Here is a 20,390-nt window from a genome sequence, read left to right on the forward strand (position 1 = left end):
GCGACACCGGCGACCCGGCCGCCGCCCCGGCGGCACACCGCACCCCGGCACCGCACCCCGGCACCGCACCCCGGCACGGCGCTCCGGCGCGCCCGCGGCGCCGCCCGCCCCGCGCCCGGCCAGGGGAGGGTTGCCGGACACGGGGCGGGGGCGGCCCTGCGCGGTGCGCGTGACGGTGGATCAGGGCATGGCCACCGTCAACGCACGGGCACCGCGAGGTACTGGTACTCGAGGAACTCCTCGATGCCGACCCGGCCGCCCTCGCGGCCGAGACCGGACTGCTTGACGCCTCCGAACGGCGCGGCCGGGTCGGACACCAGGCCCGTGTTCACCCCGACCATGCCCACCTCGAGTCGTTCGCCGACCCGCAGGGCGCGGTCGAGGCCCTCGGTGAAGACGTAGCCGACCAGGCCCCAGGGGGTGTCGTTGGCACGGCGCACGACCTCGTCCTCGTCGTCGAAGGTGAGGACGGCCGCGACGGGGCCGAAGATCTCGGTGTCCATCAGCCGGCTGCCGGGATCGACGTCGGCCAGCACGGTCGGCGGGTAGAAGCACCCGGGCCCCTCGATCGCCGCGCCGCCGACCAGGACCCGGGCGCCGCGCGCCACGGCGTCGGCGACCAGCTCCCCGACCTTGGCGCGGCCCGCCTCGTCGATGAGCGGGCCGACGTCCACGCCGTCCCTCGTGCCGGGGCCGGGGACGAGCGCGCCCATCCGCTCGGCGAGCCGCCGCCCGAACTCCGCCGCGACGGACCGGTGGACGAAGAAGCGGTTGGCCGCGGTGCACGCCTGCCCCATGTTGCGCATCTTCGCGGTCATCGCACCGTCCACGGCGGCACCGAGGTCGGCGTCGTCGAAGACGATGAACGGGGCGTTGCCGCCCAGCTCCATCGAGGTGCGGACGACGGTGCCGGCGCACTGCGCGAGCAGCAGCCGCCCCACCTGCGTGGAGCCGGTGAAGGACAGCTTGCGGATGCGCCCTCCCCGCAGCAGGGGCTCGCAGACCTCCCCCGCCCGGGAGGTGGTGACGACGTTGAGCACGCCGTCCGGCAGCCCTGCCTCCTCCAGGACCGCGGCCAGCGCCAGGCTGGACAGCGGGGTCTGCGGCGCGGGCTTGAGCACCATGGTGCAGCCCGCCGCGACCGCGGGCCCGATCTTGCGGGTGCCCATGGCCAGCGGGAAGTTCCACGGCGTGATCAGCAGGGCGGGACCCACCGGGCGGCGCGCCAGCAGCATCCTGGTGCGGCCGTCCGGCAGCGGGCCGTACCCGCCCTCGATCCGCACCGCCTCCTCGGCGAACCAGCGGAAGAACTCCGCCGCGTACGCCACCTCCCTCCTGGCCTCGGCCAGCGGCTTGCCCATCTCGGAGGTGATGAGCAGGGCGAACTCCTCGGTGCGGGCGAGGAGCAGCTCGTGGGCGCGGCGCAGGATCTCGCCGCGTTCCCTCGGCGCCGTGCGGGCCCAGCCCTCCTGGGCCCGCACGGCCGCCTCCTCGGCCGCCCAGGCGTCCTCCGGGCCGGCGTCGGCGACGCGGCACAGGACCTCGCCGGTCGCGGGGTCGTCCACGGGCGTGGTGGCGCCGTCGGCGGCGTCCTGCCAGGCGCCGCCGATCAGCAGCCGCCCGGGCACGCGGTCGAGTACGTCCTTCAGGGCGCTCATGGGGCTCCTCCTGGCTGGTCCTGCCGGTCGGCGGCGGGGGCGGGGTCGAGCAGTTCGGCGAGATGGACGGCGCGCACCCCGCGGTCGCCCGCGAGGTGGCCGACCTGGGTGGCGCAGCCGAAGCCGTCGGCCACCACGGCGGCCCGCCCCGCGGGTGGGAACGCGTCGAGGCGCGGGCGCAGGGACAGGTCCGCGACGGCCATGGAGGTGGCGTAGTGCTCCGCCTCGAAGCCGAAGTTCCCGGCGAGGCCGCAGCAGCCCTCCGCCTCCTGCACGGTCCGCGCCCCCAGGCGGCGCAGCAGGTCGGCGGGGCGGTGGCCGGGGAAGGTGGCGTACTCGTGGCAGTGGGTCTGGAGCAGGATCCGCTCCGGCGGCGGGGGCGGGGCCCAGCTCGGGGCGGCGAGCTCGGTGAGGGCGCCGGTCAGGGTGTGCACGCGGGCGGCGACGCGCCGGGCCGCGGCGGTGCCGAGGAGCTCGGGCGCGTCGCGCTTCAGGGCGGCGGCGCAGCTCGGTTCGGCGACGACAACGGGCAGGGCGCGCCCGGGACCCGAGTCCAGGCGGGCCACCGTGCGCGCCATGATCCGCCCGGCCACGGCGAGCTGTCCTGTGCTGACCCAGGTCAGACCGCAGCACAGCCCGTCGCGGGCCACGCTGGGAATCCCGGCGTCGGCGAGCACCCGCGCGGTGGCCGGCACCAGGCGCGGGCGGAAGGCGCGGGCGAAGCTGTCCACGAACAGCACCGCCGCCGGCTCCTCGGCCGCCGGGACGGCGCGCAGCGCGGAGCGCAGCTCGCGCCGGGAGGCGAAGCCGGGCACGGCGCGCTCCGTGGTGATGCCGCCGAGCCCCGCCAGCCGCCTGCCGAGCGGCCCGCGCAGCAGCGCGTTGACGGGCCGCGCGGCGTACCCGGCGAGCACGGAGGTCAGCGGCAGCCAGCCGAGCGAGTAGTGGGAGCGCGGCCTGAGCCTGCCCTTGTAGTGGTGGTGCAGGAACTCGGCCTTGTACGTGGCCATGTCGACGCCGACGGGGCAGTCGGTGGAGCACGCCTTGCAGGACAGGCACAGGTCGAGGGCGTCGCGCACCTCCGCCGAGCGCCAGCCGTCGCGGACGGTCTCCCCGCGCACCATCTCCTGGAGGAGCCGGGCCCGCCCGCGGGTGGAGGCGCTCTCCTCGCCGGTGGCCCGGAAGCTGGGGCACATCACGCCCCCGGAGTGGGAGCGGCAGCGGCCGACGCCCACGCAGCGGCGGACCGCGCCGGCGATGCCGTCCTCGTCGTGGGGGAAGGTGAACAGGGTGGCCCGGCCGCCCGGCGCGGGCGCGGCGTGCGCGGCCAGGTCGGCGTCCAGCGGGGCCGGGTCCACGATCACGCCCGGGTTCAGCAGCCCGTCCGGGTCCAGGATCCGCTTGAACTCCGCGAACGCCCGCAGGATCCGCGTGCTGTACATCGCCTCGAGCAGCTCCCCGCGGGCCCGGCCGTCGCCGTGCTCGCCCGACAGCGTCCCGCCGTGGGTGGCGACCAGGGCCGCCGCCTCCTTGAGGAACCGCCGGGCGGCGGCCCGTCCGCCGTCGGTGGCCAGGTCGAAGTCCAACCGCACGTGCACGCAGCCCGCGCCGAAGTGCCCGTAGAGCACCCCGGCCAGCCGGTGGGCGGCCAGCAGCGCCCGGAAGTCCCGCAGATAGGCGGCGAGCCGCTCCGGGGCGACCGCGGCGTCCTCCCAGCCGGGCCAGGACTCCCCGCCGTCCAGCAGCCGCGCGGCCAGGCCCGCGCCGTCCTCGCGGACCCGCCACAGGGAGCGCCGCTCCGCCTCGCTCGCCACCGGGCGCCCGTCGCGGATCCGGCCCGCCGCCTCGAGCGCGCCGAGCAGCTCCGCGGCGCGGGTGGCGACCGCCGTCGGCTCGTCGCCGTCGAGTTCCACGAACAGCCAGGCGCTCCCCTCGGGCAGCCCGGTGACGGAGCCGGGGCCGCGGCGGGCGCGCATGGTGGCCACGATGGCCTCGTCCATGCCCTCCACGGCGGTGGGCGACCAGCGCAGGATCTCCGGGACGTCCTCGGCGGCGGCCACCACGTCGTCGTAGCCCAGCGCGAGCAGCGCCGTCGCCGGGGCGGGGGCGGTCAGGCGCACCGTCGCGGCCACCACCACCGCGCAGGTGCCCTCGGTGCCGACCAGGGCGCGGGCCATGTCGAAGCCGTTCTCCGGCAGCAGGTGGTGCAACTGGTAGCCGGAGACCTGCCGGGGGATGCGCCCGAGTTCGGTGCGCAGCGGCGCCAGGTTGGCCTCGACCAGCCGCCGGGTCTCCGCCGCGATCCGGGCCACCGCGGCCACCGCCTCCGCGTCGTCCGGGTCGGCCGCGCGCAGCCCGGTGCGGTCGGCGACCGCGTGCAGCCCGCCGGCGGTGACGATCTCCAGGGACTCCACATGGGAGCCGGTCCGCCCGTGCCGCACGGAGCGGTTGCCGCAGGCGTCGTTGCCGATCATGCCGCCGAGGGTGCAGCGGCTGTGCGAGGACGGGTCGGGGCCGAAGGTCAGGCCGTGCCGCGCGGCGGCGTCCCGCAGGTCGTCCAGGACCACCCCGGCCTCGACCCGGGCGGTGCGCGCCAGCGGGTCCAGGGCCAGGACGCGGTTCATGTGACGGGACAGGTCGAGCACGACGCCGGGGCCCACGGCGTTGCCCGCCATGCTGGTGCCGCCGCCGCGCGGGGTGACGGGGACGCCGAGGCCGCGGCAGGCCCGCAGCACGGCGGACACCTCGCCGGGGGTGCGCGGGAAGACCACGGCCAGCGGCGGCACCCGGTAGTTGGAGGCGTCGTAGGCGTACGGGGCGACGCGGCCCGCACCGGTCTCGGCCCGCAGGCCGGGAGCGGTCTCGGCGAGCAGGCGCAGCAGGTCGCCGGTGACGGCCGCGCGGTCGCTCATCGCGCGAGGGCCCCGGCCCGCACGGCCGCTTCCCAGGCGCGCAGCCCCTGATCGATCGCGGCCTCGTCCACCACCAGCGCGGGAATCATCCGCACCACGTGGTTCCAGGCGCCGCACAGCAACAGCAGCAGCCCCTCGTCCACCGCCGCCCGCTGCACACGGGCCGCGGCGGCCGGGTCGGGCTCGCCCTCCGTCGTGACGAACTCGCAGGCCAGCATCAGGCCGAGGCCGCGCACGTCGCCGATGCCCAGGTGGTCGGCGGCCACCGCCTCCAGCCCCGCCCGCAGCCGCGCGCCCATGGCCTCGGCGTTCGCCACCAGCTTCTCGTCGCGGACGACGTCCAGGGTGGCGCAGGCGGCGGCGCACGCCACCGCGTTCGCGCCGTAGGTCCCGCCCTGGGACCCCGGCCACGCCTTGCGCATCAGCGCCTCGGGGGCGGCGATGCCCGACAGCGGGAAGCCGCTGGCCAGCCCCTTCGCGGTGATCAGGACGTCCGGGACGACGCCGAAATGCTGGTGGCCCCAGAACCGCCCCGTGCGCCCCACCCCGGTCTGCACCTCGTCCATCACCAGCAGGAAGCCGTGCCGGTCCGCGCGCTCGCGCAGCCCCTCGACGAACCCGCGGGTCGCGGGCACGTACCCGCCCTCGCCCAGCACCGGCTCCACGACGACCGCCGCGGTGTCCTCGGGCGAGGAGATCGTCTGGAGGACGTAGTCCAGCTCCCGCAGCGCGAACCCGGTGGCGGTCTCCTCGTCCCAGCCGTACCGGAAGGCGGTCGGGAACGGGGTGACCACCACACCGCTCATCAGCGGCGCGAACCCGGAGCGGAAACGGGTGCCCGAGGTGGTCATCGAGGCGGCGGCGACGGTCCTCCCGTGGAAGCCGCCGTGGCACACGATCACGTTGGGCCGGCCCGTGGCGTGCCTGGCCAGGCGCAGCGCGGCCTCCACCGCCTCGCTGCCGGAGTTGGCGAAGAACAGGCTGTCGAGGCGCTCGGGCAGCACCTCGCCCAGCTTCTCGACGAGGCGCAGCAGCGGCGGGTGCAGCACCGTCGTGTACTGGCCGTGCACCAGCGCGCCCACCTGCTCGCGGGCCGCCGCCACCACCCGCGGGTGGCAGTGCCCGGTGCTGGTGACCCCGATGCCCGCGGTGAAGTCCAGGTAGCGGCGCCCGTCCTCGTCGTACAGGTGCACGCCCTCGCCGCGGGCCGCGACCACAGGGGTCGCCTGGCGAAGGTGTGGCGACAGGTTCGTCATGCGTCTCTCCAGCCCACTGGTCGTCGGTGGCTCGGCACGTCGAGCCTCGCCCGGCCCGCGGCCCGGGACAACGCGTGGCGTGTCCGGGCCGCCCGGCCGCTCTGGACGAAATGTCAAGCGGGCCCGACGGCTCTTGCGCGGGGCGGAACGGCTTGTCACAGTGACCTGGCACGTCAGGAGAGCGCCGTGAATCAGCAACACCGGGCGGTGCCGCCGCCGCGCACCCCGCCGCCGCAGACCCCGCCGCCGACCGGCCTGCCGGCCGCGGCCGGCGCGGCGGGCAGGCCGCTCACCGTGGCCGACGTGCTGGCGCTGCCCGTCCTGGCCACCGGCCTGCCCAGCGTCGTCGCCGGCGAGCACGGCCTGGACCGGCCGGTCCGCTGGGTGCACATCACCGAGCTGACCGACCCGGCCTCGTTCCTCAAGGGCGGCGAGCTGGTCCTGACCACCGGCATGCCGCTGCCCGAGGACTCCGGGAAGGTGCGCCGGTACGTGGACGAGCTCGCCGACGTCGGCGCGGCCGCCCTGGTCATCGAACTGGTCCGCAGGTACCACCGCCCGCCCGAGGCGCTGGTGCGCGCCTGCCGGGCCCGCGGCCTGCCGCTGGTGACCCTCGCCGGCGACGTCAACTTCCTGGAGGTCACCCAGGTCGTGCACGCCCTGCTCCTCGGCAGCCAGGCCCACACCCTGCGCAGGACCCAGCAGATCCACGACGCGTTCACCGCCCTGGCCCTGCGCGGGGCGGGACCCGAGGACGTGGTGCGCACGGCCGCGGAGATGAGCGGGCGCACTGTGGTGCTGGAGAACCTGGTGCACCAGGCCGTGGCCTGGGAGCCCTCGTGCCGCACCGAGGAGGCGCTCGCCGACTGGGAGCGGCGCTCCCGCACGGCCCCGCAGAGCGACCAGGCCGAGGTGCGCGGCCCCGAGGGCTGGCTGGTGGCGCCCGTGGAGTTCCAGGGCGAACGGTGGGGCCGCGTCGTCATGCTCCCCGGCCCGCACCCGGCGGCCGGCGGGCACCCGCGCCGGGCCCCGGCGTTCGGGCCCGAGGACGTGACCGTGCTGGAGCGGGCGGCCATGACACTGACCATCGCCCGGCTGATCCACCCCACGGGCTGGGAGCGCGGAGCGCACCGCAGCGCCCTGCGCACCATCGTCGAGCAGCGCCACCGCACCCCGGCCGAGGCCAGGGCCGCGGCCGCCGCCCTCGGCCTGCCCACGGACGAGGTCCACTTCCTCGCCGTCCTGGTGGACGCCGGGGACGAGCACTGCGCCGACCTCGAGACCGCGCTGACCCGGGCCTTGGGCGCCGCTCCCGCGCTGGTGGGACGGCTGGCCCCGGGGCGCGTCGGCGTCCTGCTGGCCCTGCGCGAGGACCGGCCCTGGCGCCCGCGGGCCGAACGCCTCGCCGGCGCCGCCCGGGACCTCGACCCCCGGGCCGTGGTCAGCGTCGGCTCGCAGGTCACCGACGTCTCCCGCGCCGCCCGCTCCTTCCGGGAGGCGGCCCGCGTCGCGGAGGCGGTGCCGCCGGGCTCCACGGGCAAGCCCTTCCACGAGCTGTCCGACATCGGACTGCCGCACCTGCTGCACGCCCTGCGGGAGGACGTCCGGCTCCAGGACTACGTGGAACGCCAGATCGGCCGCCTCATCGGACACGACACCCGGCACGGCACCGAGCTGACGGCGACGCTGCGCCACTACCTGGACGCCGCGGGCAACAAGACCAACGCGGCACGCCGCGGCACCATCTCCCGGCAGACCCTCTACCAGCGCCTGCACACCATCGAACGGCTCCTGGACCGCGACCTGGAATCCGGCGAGCACCGCGCGGAGCTGCACGTGGCGCTGATGGCACTGGAGGCGATGCGGCGGAGCTGAGGGCGCGCGGCGCCCCGCCGCACCGCCCGCCGACCCCCGGGGCTCCGCGATCCGTCGGGGGCGGTGAACACCTGCGCCCGGTGGCGCCGACGAGGCGGAGCGCGCCTGGCTCGCGGCGGCGGGCGAGGCCGGTGAGGAACCCTTCCCCGAGGCGGCTGTAGCGCCACATACGCTTCGCTACACTCGGTGGGCATGAAGCAGATCAACGTCCGGGTGGACGAAGAGGCGTACGCGGGGATCGAGGCACGCGCGGAGGCCGCGGGGCTGTCCGTGGCCGAGTACGCCCGGCAGGTCCTGACCGACGAGGCGAACGACCTGCGCCACCGGTTCCTGGCCGCCGGCGCCCACTTCACCGACACCTTCGCCGAGGCCTTCGCGGAGCAGTTCGGACCCGCCCCCGGCGCCGCCCGCCCCGGGAGCGGCCCCCGGGGGAGGGCCGCGTGATCGTCCGTATCGACCGGGCGTGGCTGCTGGACCTGGCGCATCTGCACATTCCCGGTGACCCCGACGTGACCGACTTCGGCACGCTCGCGGCCGCTGTCGCGCGCCATGCCGACACCGTGATGGAGGTCCCGGTCTACACCGAGGTCCATCACCGGGCCGCGGCCCTGATGCACCAGTTGATCCGGGTGCCGGCCCTGGAGTACGCCAACGAGCTGTTCGCCGCCGTCGTCGCGGCCTCCTACCTGACCGTCGGCGGAGCGATCGTGACCGTCCAGCCGAAGCAGGCCGCGAACCTCGCCGACCGGATCGGCCGCGAAGGCATGAGCGTGCGCCAAGTCGCGGACGAGCTCAAAGGATGGATCGCCGCCTGACCCGCGGGCGACCGACGACCACCCCGCCCGGCCGCCCGCTGGGCCCCCATGCCGGCCCCTCCGGGACCCGCGCCCGTCCACGACGCCTCACCGCGCCCCCGGGACTGCGGAGGCCCGGCCGCGACCTGGCCCTGCGCGGCGGTCGGCGACGCGTGCCCGAGACCGCGCCTCGGGGACGATCACGGCCGGTGCACCGGTGGTCCTCCTTCGTCGAGGCGATCCTTCGCGCAACCATGGTCGGGACCGATCGAGTCGTCGGTTGATCCTCGAGGGCCGGAGGGCGCGTATGGACATTCGGCAGCTTGAGTACTTCCTCGCGATTGTCGATCGTGGAGGGTTCAACCGTGCGGCCTCGGCTCTGTACGTGTCGCAGCCGTCGCTGTCGCAGGCCGTGCGGGCACTGGAGCGTGATCTCGGCTCCGAGCTGTTCCGTCGCATCGGGCGCAGGGCAGTGCTGACGGAGGCCGGGAGGGCCTTGATCGACCCTGCCCGGGAGGCCGTGCGGAGCCTGGAGACGGCGCGGGCGAGTGTCGCGGCGGTGCAGGAGCTGCGTGCGGGGCGCCTGGATGTGGCGTCGATGCCGTCGCAGGCGGTGGAGCCGCTGACGACCTTGGTGAGTGCCTTCAGCCACCGGTATCCCGGCGTCTCCGTGGCCATCAAGGCGGCGTTCACCTCGCGTGATGTGATCGACATGGTGCGCACGGGCGCCGTGGAGCTGGGGCTGCTGGCGTCCGCCGGTCGGGTCTCCGACAAGGAGGTCGTCTCGCATGCCCTGGGGCGGCAGCGCTTTGTGCTGGTGGTGCCCGCCGACGGCCCGTTCGCCGATCGGACGGCGGTGGACTGCCGGGAGCTCGCGGGACAGCGGCTGATCGTCGGGCAGCCGGGTACCGGGATGCGCGCCTACGTCGACGCGCTGCGGGAACGGGGCGTCGAGTTCACCGCCGCCGCCGAGACCGAGCACCGCGTGTCGCTCATGCCCCTGGTACTGGCCGGGGTCGGGCTCGCGGTGGTCACGGACTCCTGGCGGGACGTGGCCCGGCGGATGGGCGCCCGCGTCTTGGACATCGAGCCGGAGACCACCTTGGACATCGCCCTCGTCAGCCGCCGCGGCAGCCTGTCGCCGGCGGCCGCCGCGTTCGTCACGGCCGCCGGCTCGGCCGCCGGCACCTGATAGGCAGCGCTTATAAGGGACATCCGCTTTGCGTCTTGGACGCCCCGCGGACCGCCTTGCTGCAATCGACGGCATGACGAACCACCGCATTGCCCTGATCCCCGGCGACGGCATCGGCGCCGAGGTACTGCCCCCGGCACGGCAGGTGCTCGACGTCCTCGGCCGCCGCCACGGCTTCACCCTGTCCTACACGTCGTACGAGGACTGGTCGTGCGAGCGGTACCTGCGGGAGGGCGCCATGATGCCCGCCGACGGGATCGACCGGCTCCGCGACAAGGACGCGATCCTGCTGGGCGCGGTGGGCCACCCGGGGGTGCCCGACCATGTCTCGCTGTGGGGGTTGCTGATCCCGATCCGGCGCAGATTCCGCCAGTACGTCAACCTCCGGCCCATCCGTGTCTTCGAGGGCGTCGACAGCCCGGTGCGCGGCGCACGGCCGGGCGAGGTCGACATCGTCGTCGTGCGCGAGAACATGGAAGGCGAGTACAGCGAGGTCGGCGGCCGACTCAACAGGGGCTTCCCGGACGAGATGGCCGTGCAGGAGGCCGTGTTCACCCGGGCCGGAGTCACCCGCGTGCTGGACTACGCCTTCACGCTCGCCTCCCGGCGCGGCGGCCATCTGACCTCCGCCACCAAGTCGAACGGCATCGTGCACACCATGCCGTTCTGGGACCAGCTCGTCACCGAGCGGGCCGCCTCGTTCCCGCAGGTCTCCTGGGACCAGCAGCACATCGACGCGCTCGCGGCCAAGTTCGTCCTCGAGCCGGGCCGCTTCGACGTCGTCGTCGCCTCCAACCTCTTCGGCGACATCCTCAGCGACCTCGCGGCCGCGGTCGCCGGATCCATCGGCATCGCCCCGGCGGCCAACCTCAATCCCGAGCGGGACTTCCCCTCCATGTTCGAGCCGGTGCACGGCTCCGCGCCCGACATCGCGGGCCAGGGCATCGCCAACCCGCTGGGCGCGATCTGGTCCGCGGCCATGATGCTCGACCACCTCGGCCATCCCGCCGCGGCCAGGGACATCACGGACGCGATCGCCTCGGTCCTGGCCAAGACCGATATCCGCACCCGTGACCTGGGCGGAACCGCGACGACCGCCGAGTTCACCGACAAGCTGATCGAGCTCCTCTGAGCCGTCTCCGCCTCGGTGGGCGGCAGGGACGACGCCGTCCACCGCTCACCGGGCACTCCCGCGCCCTCTCCCTCGGCTGCTCCGCGTGACGGCCGACGTGCCCGTCACGCGCCGGGCGCAGATGCCTCTCGCGCGTCCAGGACCAGCACCGCGACGTGCAGGGACGTGCGCTGGAGACCTGATTCCAGGTCGCAGCCGAGGAGCCGTTCGATGGTGTGGAGGCGCTGGTAGTACGCCTGCCGGGACATGCCGGCGCGTTTCGCCGCGACCGACTTGTTCCCGGACGCCGCCAGATAGGCGCGCAGCGCCGGGAGCAGATCGCCGCCGTTGCGGTCGTCGTGCTCGATGAGGCGGGTCAGTTGCCGTTCCGCGTACCGCTGAAGACGGGTGTCCTCCCGCAGGACGCCCAGCAACTCCGGTAGCTGGACGTCGGCGGGGACGTAGAACCACCGCTCCGGGGAGGCCGGAGTGATGGCCTCGGCCGTCTGCTCCGCCTCCTGCCACGACCGGGCGATCCCGGCGAGGTCGGTCACCCCGGGGCCGACGGCGACCACGGCCTGCGGTCCGAGCTCCTCCCGGGTCAGACGGCCGATCCGCTCGGCGACCGGCTGCCAGGCGCTCGCCTGTGCCAGTGCCATGAGCACGCCGATCCGCCCCGGGGCCGTCGCGCCGACCAGGGCGCGGACGCCGGTCTGCGCCAGCGCCTTCGCGATGTGTTCGTCGAGGTGCTCACCCTCGGTGCCGGTGTACGGGTGGCGGATGACCACGGCGAAGAGCCGGTGCCCGAGGGCAGGGAGCCCCAGGGCCTCGGCGCGGGCGCGGGCGTCCGCGGGGGAGCGGAAACGCCGCTGGTACAGGTCCCGCAGTACGGAGCGGTGGGCCCGACGCTCCCACCAGGCCTGCCCGGCCAGGCGCGCCATGCTCAGCGCGACCGCCGCGCGCTCCAGCACCAGGACGTGTTCCGGGTCGGGCTCGGCGTTCAGCCGGCCCTCCAGGAGGACCAGCCGCCCGCACGGTCCGTGGTGGTCCTGCACCGGCGCGACCAGCCATCCCTCCGGGCCGCTCGGCGTGATCTTCTCCGGCGTCGGGGCGGCCCGCGACCGCCGCGACCAGGCCGACACCACCGGTTCGTACGGTCGGCCGAGCAGCTCGCACATCAGGATCCGGTGGGTGAGATCCTCCAGCACCACGGGTACTCCGGTGAGCTCCGCGGTGGTGTGCACCAGTTCCTCGGGGGCCGCGTCCCGCAGCGTCAGGGCGGTGAAGATGTCCTGTATGTCCCTCCCGCGACGCAACAGGGCCCCCTGCGCGTCGAGGATGAGCGCGTGCACCGTCTGTGTGACGTCGATGAACCGGACGCCACGGGCCAGCTCGACCAGCGGCACTTCACGGGCGCGGCACGCCGCCACCAGCTCGTCGGGCACCTTCCGGTACCGGTAGCCGAGCTCCACGATCAGGCCGGCCGCGCCGACGTCGGCGAGCTGGTCGACGTAGCCGCGCAGCTCGGAGGCGTCCTCGGGATACGGCATGCCGGTCGTCAGCACCAGCTCGCCGCCCTCCAGGAAATCGGCGGGATTGAGCAGCTCGGTGACATGCACCCAGCGCACCGCGCTGTCCAGATGCGACTCGCCGGCCAGTACGCGCGGCATCCCTTCGGCGAGCACGGGCAGGCGCAGTACCTCCCTGACCGTGGGGAAGTGTCCGATTGCGGGATGCCTGGGGTGCATAGAGGGTGCTTTCATCCGAGGGGGTCGGACTCACCCTCGCATCGGCCACTCACCGTGACAAGGGGCGGCTGGCATTTTGTGCAGTCCGGTCGTCCGCCGGGACACACCGTCTCAAGAAGGCCCCAAGGTGGAACACAGTGTGGGTTGACCTGCGGGTTCCCCCGGGCCGAAAGTGAACGCCATCCCCAGCGGGACTCGAACCGGAAGGGTACGCGAGGCGTCCGCGCCGTGCTGGGGCCCCACTGTCACCCAGACCACACCGCCACCCAGACCACACCGTCGAGAGGAGCGACCTCATGCGCGTCCCGAAGCGCGTCGCCGTGATCGGTGCCGGCAGCATGGGCAGCCAGGCCATGTGGCGACTGGCCGCCCGCGGAGCCGAGGTCATCGGCTACGACCGGTATGCGCCGGGTCACGACCGCGGCGCGGCCGGGGGCGAGAGCCGCATCTTCCGAGCCGTCCACCTCGGCGAACCCAGGTATGTTCCGCTGCTGCGGCTCGCGGACGGGCTGTGGGAGCGGCTCCAGGCGGAGACGGGCCGGTCGCTGCGACGCCGCAGCGGCTGCCTCGTGATGGGGGAGACCGCCTCGCCGTCCATGCGCCTCCTCCTCTCCTCCAGCATCGCCCATCGTCTGGATCACGAGGTGCTGGACCGGGAGGCCCTCGCCCGTCGCTACCCGCAGCATCGTCTCCCGGACGGACACATCGCCGTCCTCGACCGGCAGGGCTCCATCATCAGGCCCGAGGCGTCGGTCCAGGCGGCCGCCACCCGCGCCGAACAGATGGGCGCCCGGCTGCACCGCTACACCCCGGTGCGGGAGGTCGTCCCCGCGGCGGGAGGCGGCGTGCGGATCGTCACCGACCACGGCGCGGACCACGTGGACGCCGCCGTGGTGACCGTGGGCCCGTGGATCAACACACTGCTCCCGGACCTCCCGCGGACCGTCGACGTCCGCCGGGTGATCTGCTCCTGGCACGTGCCCACCCGCCACGACTGGTTCACGGGCGGGGCCCCTCCCTTCGTGCGCAGCACACCCCACGACTGCTTCGGGCTCCCGTCGCCCGACGGCATCTCCGTCAAGCTCGGTCTCTCCTTCAAGTACCACGCGCCGGTGCCCGAGCCCGAACGGTTCGACCGTACGGTCCGCCCCGAAGAACTCGGCACCTTCCGCGAGCTCATCCGTGAACTCATGCCCGACCTGAACCCCGACCCCATCAGGATGTCGGCCTACATGGAGGGCTACACGGAGTCCGGAAACCCGCTCGTCGGTCATCTCCCCGGCGAGGACGACATCATCGTCATGGCCGGATTCTCCGGCAGCGGCTTCAAGCTCTCGCCCGCGATGGGTGAGATCGCCGCCGACCTGGCGCTCGACGGCACCACTGAGCACCCCGTCGACTTCCTCGCTCCGGCGGGAGTCGGCGCCGCCTGACCCCCGGCGATCGTCGACGGCCTGTCACCCCCCGATCGACATCTCTGTCATGAGCATGTCCAAAAGACCTGGGCGCCGGCCGCAACCGGTTCCCCGAAGCAAGAAGGTGGAGCACTTCCATGCCCATTCCCTCGTTCCAGTTCCGCCCGAAGTACGTCTCGTTCGACTGCTACGGCACGTTGATCGAGTGGCCGATGAACCCCATCACGTACGAGCTCGTCGGCGACCAGATCCCGGCCGAGCGGTGGGACCAGTTCATCAAGGAGTTCCGCGGCTACCGCTACGACCAGGTCCGCGGCGAGTACTACCCCTACGAGCAGGTGCTCCAGGACTCCTTCGAGCGGGTCTGCCGCAAGTGGGGCGTGAAGGCGGCCCCGGACGCGGGCAAGCGGTTCGCCGACGGTGTGCGGAGCTGGGGCCCGCACGCCGACGTGCCGGCGCCGCTGAAGAAGATGGGCGAGCACTACAAGCTGGTGATCCTCTCCAACGCCGACGACTCCATCCTCGCGGAGAGCGTGCCCCGGCTCGGGGCGGACTTCCACGCGATCCTCACCGCGGAGCAGGCCGGCTACTACAAGCCCCGGTACGCCGCGTTCGAGTACATGCTCGACCGGCTCGACGCGTCCCCCGAGGACTTCCTGCACGTCGCCTCGCACACCCGCTACGACCTGATGCCGATGCACGACATGGGCTTCCGCAACCTCATCCTCCTGGACCGTGGCTGCGACCCGGTCACCCACGGCTACGACTACGTGACGGTGAAGTCCCTGGACGAGGTCAACCGGATGCTCGGCATCTGACACGCGACGCACACCCGCTCACCCAGCACCTTCTTCGAGGTGGGCCCCGGTCCCGCGCGGCCGCCCATGAGCCCCGCGCGGTTCCGTCCGCGACTCACGGCGTCCCGGCTCCCCACGTCGGGACCCGTGCGTCGTCCCCGCATCACGGATTCCCCGAATCCCCAGCGTTCTCCAGGAGGCACCGCCATGGAAAGCAACCGGATAGGCCGCAGAGCCGTACTCCGCACCGCAGGCGCCGCGGCCGCCGCCGCCGCGATGACCGGCTGCGGCACCCTCATGGGCAACAGCCAGAGCCGCGGCTCGTCGGGCGGCGGCAAGAAGAGGCTCGTCGTCAGCAACAGCGGTGGCTCGTACCACGACGCCTTGACCAAGGCGATCTACGAGCCGTTCGCCAAGGAGACGGGCATTGCGGTCACGACGGTCAACTACCAGTCGGCGCAGATCATCGCCCAGGTCAGGCAGGGCCGTCCGCAGGTGGACCTGATGGACAACACACTGCTGAACTTCGCGAAAATGGCCCGGCTTGAGTGTCTCGAGCCGGTGGACCACGACCGGCTGAAGAGTGTCGAGGGCGCCGGGATCGCGCGGCACAACCTGCCGGAGTACGCGGTCGGCAAGAACGTGTGGGCGAGCGTGATGGCCTACCGCACGGACAGCCTCAAGCGTGTCCCGAAGAGCTGGGCCGACTTCTGGAACACGGACTCCTACAAGGGGCCGCGCTCGCTCCAGAGCGCGGAGGTGGACCTGCCGGAGCTGGAGTTCGCGCTGCTGGCCGACGGGGTGCCGCTGGACGGTCTGTACCCGCTGGATCTGGACCGGGCGTTCGCGGCCATGTCGCGGATCCGCGGTGACGTGAAGAAGTTCTGGAACACCGGCGCCCTGCCGGCCGTCCTGATCGGCCGCAAGGAAGTCGTCATGACCAGCCTGTGGGGCGGCCGCGCGGACGAGCTGATCAAGCAGGGGCAGCCGGTCGCCTACCAGTGGAACGGCGCGCGCAGGATGACCAACGGCTGGGGCATCCCCAAGGGCGCGGGCAACACGGACGCGGCCTACCGACTGATCGACTTCTCGCTGCGTCCCGAGGTGCAGGCGGCGTTCGCCAAGCTCTTCCCGCACGGCCCGGTCGTCCCCGGCGCCAACAAGCTGCTCTCGGACGACGTCCTGGCCATGCTGCCGACCTCGCCGGAGAACCTCAAGACCGGGTTCGACGCCGATGTGGCCTGGTGGGACGCGAACCGTGACGCCGTCACCAAGCGCTGGCAGGAGTGGGCCGATGCCTGAGCGGACCCAGAGCCTCACCGCCGGAAAGCTGTCCGCCGACGAGCTCGCCGCCGCCCTGGCCCCACGCTCCTCCTCACCGACGGGCAAGTCGCTGTCGGTGACGGGGCTGCGCAAGTCCTACGGCGGGACGACCGTGGTCGACGGTGTGGACATGGAGATCGCGGCGGGTGAGTTCGTCACCTTCCTGGGCTCGTCCGGGTCCGGCAAGACCACCACGTTGATGATGCTCGCCGGGTTCACCGAGCCCGACTCCGGCGCCGTCAGGGTGGACGGCCGCGACGTCACCCGGCTCAGCCCCGGGAAGCGCGACTTCGGTTTCGTCTTCCAGCAGTACCTGCTCTTCCCCCACATGACCGTCGCCGAGAACGTCGCCTTCCCGCTGCAACTGCGGGGGGTCGCGAAGGCGGAGATCCGCCGCCGGGTCGGGGAGACCCTGGAGGCGGCGGGCCTGTCCAAGTTCGCCGGCCGCAAGCCCCGTGAGCTGTCCGGCGGCCAGCAGCAGCGCGTCGCCCTGTGCCGGGTCCTGGTCTACCGCCCACCGATCGTCCTGATGGACGAACCGCTGGGCGCGCTGGACAAGAAGCTCCGCGACCAGATGCAGACCGAGATCAAGTCCATCCAGCGCGAACTCGGCCTGACCGTCGTCTACGTCACGCACGACCAGGAGGAAGCCCTGGTCCTGTCGGACCGCATCGCCATCATGAAGGACGGCCGGATCGAGCAGTTCGACACCCCCCGCGGCCTGTTCGAACGCCCCCGGACTCCCTTCGTCGCCGACTTCCTGGGCGCCGCCAACTTCCTCACCGGCAAGGTCGAGGACGGTGGAGCACACGACTGCACCCAGGTGCGGCTGGAAACAGGCGGCGTCCTCACGGCCCGCGCCCACTCCTTCGCGCCCGGACAGCGGGTGCGCGCCGCCGTGCGGCCGGGCAGGCTGCGCCTGGTCAGCGCCGAGGAGAGCTGCTGTACCGGCACGGTCGAGACCGCGGTGTACGTCGGCTCGCTGACCAGGATCACCCTCCGCCTGGACGGTGCCGCGCCCGGCACGCCGCCGCTGCGGATCGAGACCGCCCGGACCCCACCGCGCGTGGGAGAGCGGGTCTGCGTCACCGCCGAGCGCGAGGACGTCAGCCTCTTCGACGAGACGGACGGGGGGTGAGCCGTGGCCGACACCGCTCTCGCACCCGCCAAGGTGCGCGTGAGAACGTCCGCGATACGCGGGCACCGCTCCCGCATCGCCCTGGTCAACGCCGTCCCGGTGACGGTGTTCCTCCTCGTCCTGTTCGTCTACCCGATCATCGGTGTCCTCTCCCTCAGCCTGGAGGGCGACAGCGGCGGTTTCACCCTGCACTGGTACGCCGACGCGCTCAGCGGGGCGAACCTGTCCGTACTGATCTCGACCCTGCGGATCTCGGCGGAGACCGCCGTGCTCAGTCTCCTGGTCGGCTTCGTCCTGGCCCACGCCATCGCCCGGATGCGGCCGGTGCTCGCCGCACTCGCCATGCTGATCGTCCTGGTGCCCCACTTCATCAGCGCCCTGGTGCGCACCTACGGCTGGATCATCGTGCTCGGCGAACACGGCATGATCAACACCGTGCTGTCGTCACTGCACGCGCCGGGCGCCCCGTACTCGCTGCTGTACAACGAGATCGGCGTGGTCATCGGCACCACCTCGGTGATGCTCCCCTACACCGTCCTCATCCTCCAGGGCACGATGCGGAACGTCGACGGCCGGCTCCTGGCCGCGGCGGCAGGTTTCGGCGCGAGCCGGATCACCATCTTCCGCAGGATCTACCTGCCGCTGGTCGCCCCCGGGATCGGCACCGCGGGGCTGCTCAGCTTCATCCTGTGCCTGGGCTACTACATCACCCCCGCCCTGATGGGCGGCGACAAGCAGACCGTCGTCGCGGCGCTGATCGACCAGCAGGTGATGAAGCAGGACCAGTGGAACTCCGCCGCCGCCTTCGGCGTCATCCTGCTCCTGCTCACCTTCGCCGGCCTGGGCGTGCTCGGCCTGGCCAAGCTCCGCCGCAAGAAGACCGCCGCACGAAGGAGCAGCTCATGATGGAACTGCCTCCCACCCGGGCCGGACACGTCGGCCGCGCCCTGAGCGCCACCGCGATCCTGCTGTTCCTGGCGATGCCCATCGTCATCATCCTGGTCACGTCCTTCGGCGCCGACGGCATAGGCACCTTCCCGCCCAAGGAGTACAGCACCCGCTGGTACGAGCGGATGGCCGCACCCGACGGCAACTGGGCCACCTCCATCGCCCTGTCCAGCCTGGTCGCCGCCCTGACCACCGTGTTCTCCCTGATCCTGGGCGTGACCGCGGCGACCGCCCTGGCCCGTGGCCGGCTGCCCCTGCACGCGGCCGTCTACGGACTGGTCCTGGCCCCGATGCTCATTCCCCAGGTGGTCATCGCACTCGGGCTGTTCCTGTTCTTCGAACCGGCCGGCATGCTCGGCAGCCCGCTCGCCATCGCCCTGGGGCACACCGTCCTGGCCGCGCCCGTCGCCGTCCTCATCATGGTGGCGACCCTGCGGGGCATCGACGAACGACTCGAGGACGCGGCGGCCAGCATGGGCGCCAGCCGGCTCACCATCGCCCGGCGCATCACCTTCCCCCTGGCCACACCCGGCCTGATCGCCGCCGCCGTGTTCTCCTTCATCACCAGCTTCGACGAGTTCTTCATCGCCCAGTTCATGTCCACCCCCGACACCCGCACCCTGCCGGTCCTGGTCTTCAACGCCCTCCAGTTCGACGTCGACCCGACCGTCACGGCCGTCAGCGCGGTCCTCATCGCCCTGGCCATCGTCGTCCTCGCCCTGGTCGCCCTCGTCCGCAAACTCGGCGGCCACCGCACCGGCCAGGACATCCTGCCCGTCGAACCCCTCACCTGAGCCTTGCGCCGGCACGGGCCGCGCCACCACTGGCAGCGCCGTCGGCCGTCCCCCTGATGGCGCCCGGCCCCGCGCCCCACTTCGAATCCCCCCGCGGAGGACCCGAAATGAAGACGATTCCCTACTGGATGGAAACCGCCGGGGTGTTTCCCGACCGGTCAGGAAAGCCGCTGACCGAGGACGCCGACGTGGTGGTCGTCGGCGCCGGCCTGACGGGTCTGTCCACCGCCCTCCACTGCGCACGCAAGGGCGCCCGCGTCACCCTCGTCGAGAAGGGCCAGATCGGCTCCGGTGCCTCCGCGCGCAACGGCGGCATGGCCAACCTGGGCTTCACCATCGGCGTACGCCAGGCCATCCGCCGGTACGGACTGGAACGGGCGCGCGAGATCTACAACTCCTACGGCAAGGCCGTGGACACCATCGAGCGGCTCGTGCGCGAGGAGTCCATCGACTGCCAGTTCCGCCGCGTCGGACGCCTGGGCGTCGCGTCCCGGCCCTCGCACTTCGAGAGCAAGAAGGCCCAACAGCGCGCCCTGGCCAAGTGCTTCGGACACGAGACCACGCTGATCGGCAAGGCCGAGCTGCGTTCCGAGATCGGATCCGACGCCTACCACGGCGGCCTGCTCGACCCGCTCAGCGCCGCCCTGCACGTCGGCCGCTTCGTGCGCGGTATGGCCGAGGCGTGCGAACGCACCGGGGTCGAGATCCACGAGCGCAACGCGGCCATCGGGGTGCGGCGTACCGCCGGCGGCCGGTTCGAGGTCGGCACCGAGCGCGGTCCGATCCGCGCCGGGCAGGTCATGATGGCCACCGACGCCTACACCGACAAGAACTTCCCGTGGCTGCGCCGCCGGCAGGTCTGCGTGGGCAGCTTCATCATCGTGACCGAGCCGCTCGGCGAGGAACTGGCCCGGGACATCATCCCCAAGGCCCGCCTCATCGTCGACTCCAACAAGGTCTGCCACTACTTCCGGCTCACCCCGGACAACCGGCTGCTGTTCGGCGGCCGCGCCCGCTTCGCACCGTCCGACCCCACCTCGGACAAGAAGAGCGGAGCCATCCTGTTCCGTGAGATGTGCGAGATCTTCCCCCAGCTCTCCCGGACCAGGATCGAGTACGTGTGGGGCGGCTCCGTCGGTTTCGCCATGGACCGCATCGTGCACGCGGGGCAGACCGAGGACGGCGTCCACTACTCCATGGGTTACGCGGGCCACGGCGTGCAGATGGCCACGCACATGGGGCAGGTCATGGCCGAGGTGATGGACGGCCGCCCCGAGGTCAGCCCCGTCCGCGACCTGGCCCCGCCCCGCATCCCCCTCTACAACGGCACCGCCTGGTTCCTGCCCTTCGCGGGCGCCTACTACAAGACGCTGGACCGCATCCGCTGACCGGTCAGCGGCCCCTCCGCACAGACAAGGAAACACCCACG

Annotated in this window: 16 protein-coding genes; 12 read left to right on the forward strand and 4 right to left on the reverse strand. The window is 73.0% G+C overall.

The features are described 5' to 3' along the window. Nucleotides 1–197: 197 nt before the first annotated feature. Genes ACYVO2_RS10175 through ACYVO2_RS10185 form a run of 3 tightly spaced genes read right to left on the reverse strand, consistent with a single transcriptional unit; the run spans nucleotide 198 to nucleotide 5,826 of the window. A complete protein-coding gene (locus ACYVO2_RS10175; RefSeq protein WP_461007334.1) occupies nucleotides 198–1,658 on the reverse strand; it encodes an NAD-dependent succinate-semialdehyde dehydrogenase in 1,461 nt (486 codons plus the stop codon). Next, nucleotides 1,655–4,570, reverse strand: a complete 2,916-nt coding sequence (locus ACYVO2_RS10180; RefSeq protein WP_461007335.1) for an FAD-binding and (Fe-S)-binding domain-containing protein — start codon at nucleotides 4,568–4,570, stop codon at nucleotides 1,655–1,657. Before ACYVO2_RS10180 ends, ACYVO2_RS10175 begins: the two co-directional genes overlap by 4 nt. Further along, the gene (locus ACYVO2_RS10185) at nucleotides 4,567–5,826 is read right to left on the reverse strand and encodes an aspartate aminotransferase family protein (RefSeq protein ID WP_461007336.1); all 1,260 of its coding nucleotides are present in this window, start codon (nucleotides 5,824–5,826) and stop codon (nucleotides 4,567–4,569) included. The genes ACYVO2_RS10180 and ACYVO2_RS10185 overlap by 4 nt, the downstream gene beginning before the upstream one ends. 255 nt (nucleotides 5,827–6,081) lie before the next feature. On the opposite strand from ACYVO2_RS10185, the gene ACYVO2_RS10190 reads away from it, so the two are divergent. The 5 genes from ACYVO2_RS10190 (at nucleotide 6,082) to ACYVO2_RS10210 (ending at nucleotide 10,819) form a co-directional block, all read left to right on the forward strand. Next, a complete protein-coding gene (locus ACYVO2_RS10190; RefSeq protein WP_461007410.1) occupies nucleotides 6,082–7,701 on the forward strand; it encodes a PucR family transcriptional regulator in 1,620 nt (539 codons plus the stop codon). Nucleotides 7,702–7,893: 192 nt separating this feature from the next. Next, nucleotides 7,894–8,145, forward strand: coding sequence for a plasmid mobilization protein (locus tag ACYVO2_RS10195; protein WP_461007337.1), 252 nt, complete (start codon nucleotides 7,894–7,896; stop codon nucleotides 8,143–8,145). Continuing rightward, a complete protein-coding gene (locus ACYVO2_RS10200) occupies nucleotides 8,142–8,516 on the forward strand; it encodes a fic family toxin-antitoxin system, toxin component (protein WP_461007338.1) in 375 nt (124 codons plus the stop codon). The genes ACYVO2_RS10195 and ACYVO2_RS10200 overlap by 4 nt, the downstream gene beginning before the upstream one ends. 286 nt (nucleotides 8,517–8,802) lie before the next feature. Beyond that, nucleotides 8,803–9,687, forward strand: coding sequence for a LysR family transcriptional regulator (locus ACYVO2_RS10205; RefSeq protein ID WP_461007339.1), 885 nt, complete (start codon nucleotides 8,803–8,805; stop codon nucleotides 9,685–9,687). A 73-nt stretch (nucleotides 9,688–9,760) separates the two neighbouring features. Beyond that, the gene (locus tag ACYVO2_RS10210) at nucleotides 9,761–10,819 is read left to right on the forward strand and encodes a tartrate dehydrogenase (protein ID WP_461007340.1); all 1,059 of its coding nucleotides are present in this window, start codon (nucleotides 9,761–9,763) and stop codon (nucleotides 10,817–10,819) included. A 104-nt stretch (nucleotides 10,820–10,923) separates the two neighbouring features. Here ACYVO2_RS10210 and ACYVO2_RS10215 read toward each other — a convergent pair whose 3' ends face one another. Continuing rightward, entirely contained in the window at nucleotides 10,924–12,546 is a 1,623-nt protein-coding gene (locus ACYVO2_RS10215) for a PucR family transcriptional regulator (RefSeq protein ID WP_461007341.1), read from the reverse strand. 296 nt (nucleotides 12,547–12,842) lie between these two features. Between ACYVO2_RS10215 and solA the strand changes: the two genes are divergently transcribed. From solA to ACYVO2_RS10250, 7 genes are all read left to right on the forward strand, one after another. Next, nucleotides 12,843–13,979 (forward strand): N-methyl-L-tryptophan oxidase, encoded by a 1,137-nt coding sequence (gene solA, locus ACYVO2_RS10220; protein ID WP_461007342.1) that lies wholly within the window; start codon nucleotides 12,843–12,845, stop codon nucleotides 13,977–13,979. A 119-nt stretch (nucleotides 13,980–14,098) separates the two neighbouring features. Next, nucleotides 14,099–14,779 carry a haloacid dehalogenase type II gene (locus ACYVO2_RS10225; RefSeq protein ID WP_461007343.1) on the forward strand — a complete coding sequence of 227 codons (681 nt, stop codon included), beginning with the start codon at nucleotides 14,099–14,101 and terminating at the stop codon, nucleotides 14,777–14,779. 186 nt (nucleotides 14,780–14,965) lie between these two features. Further along, entirely contained in the window at nucleotides 14,966–16,060 is a 1,095-nt protein-coding gene (locus ACYVO2_RS10230) for an ABC transporter substrate-binding protein (RefSeq protein ID WP_461007344.1), read from the forward strand. Continuing rightward, complete coding sequence (locus ACYVO2_RS10235; protein WP_461007345.1) at nucleotides 16,053–17,219, forward strand: ABC transporter ATP-binding protein; 1,167 nt, start codon at nucleotides 16,053–16,055, stop codon at nucleotides 17,217–17,219. Before ACYVO2_RS10230 ends, ACYVO2_RS10235 begins: the two co-directional genes overlap by 8 nt. A gap of 39 nt (nucleotides 17,220–17,258) precedes the next feature. Then, entirely contained in the window at nucleotides 17,259–18,125 is an 867-nt protein-coding gene (locus ACYVO2_RS10240; RefSeq protein WP_461007346.1) for an ABC transporter permease, read from the forward strand. Then, entirely contained in the window at nucleotides 18,122–18,961 is an 840-nt protein-coding gene (locus ACYVO2_RS10245; protein WP_461007347.1) for an ABC transporter permease, read from the forward strand. Before ACYVO2_RS10240 ends, ACYVO2_RS10245 begins: the two co-directional genes overlap by 4 nt. 107 nt (nucleotides 18,962–19,068) lie before the next feature. Further along, nucleotides 19,069–20,349, forward strand: a complete 1,281-nt coding sequence (locus ACYVO2_RS10250) for an NAD(P)/FAD-dependent oxidoreductase (RefSeq protein WP_461007348.1) — start codon at nucleotides 19,069–19,071, stop codon at nucleotides 20,347–20,349. Nucleotides 20,350–20,390: the final 41 nt, after the last annotated feature.

This window comes from Streptomyces capparidis, from assembly GCF_054782095.1.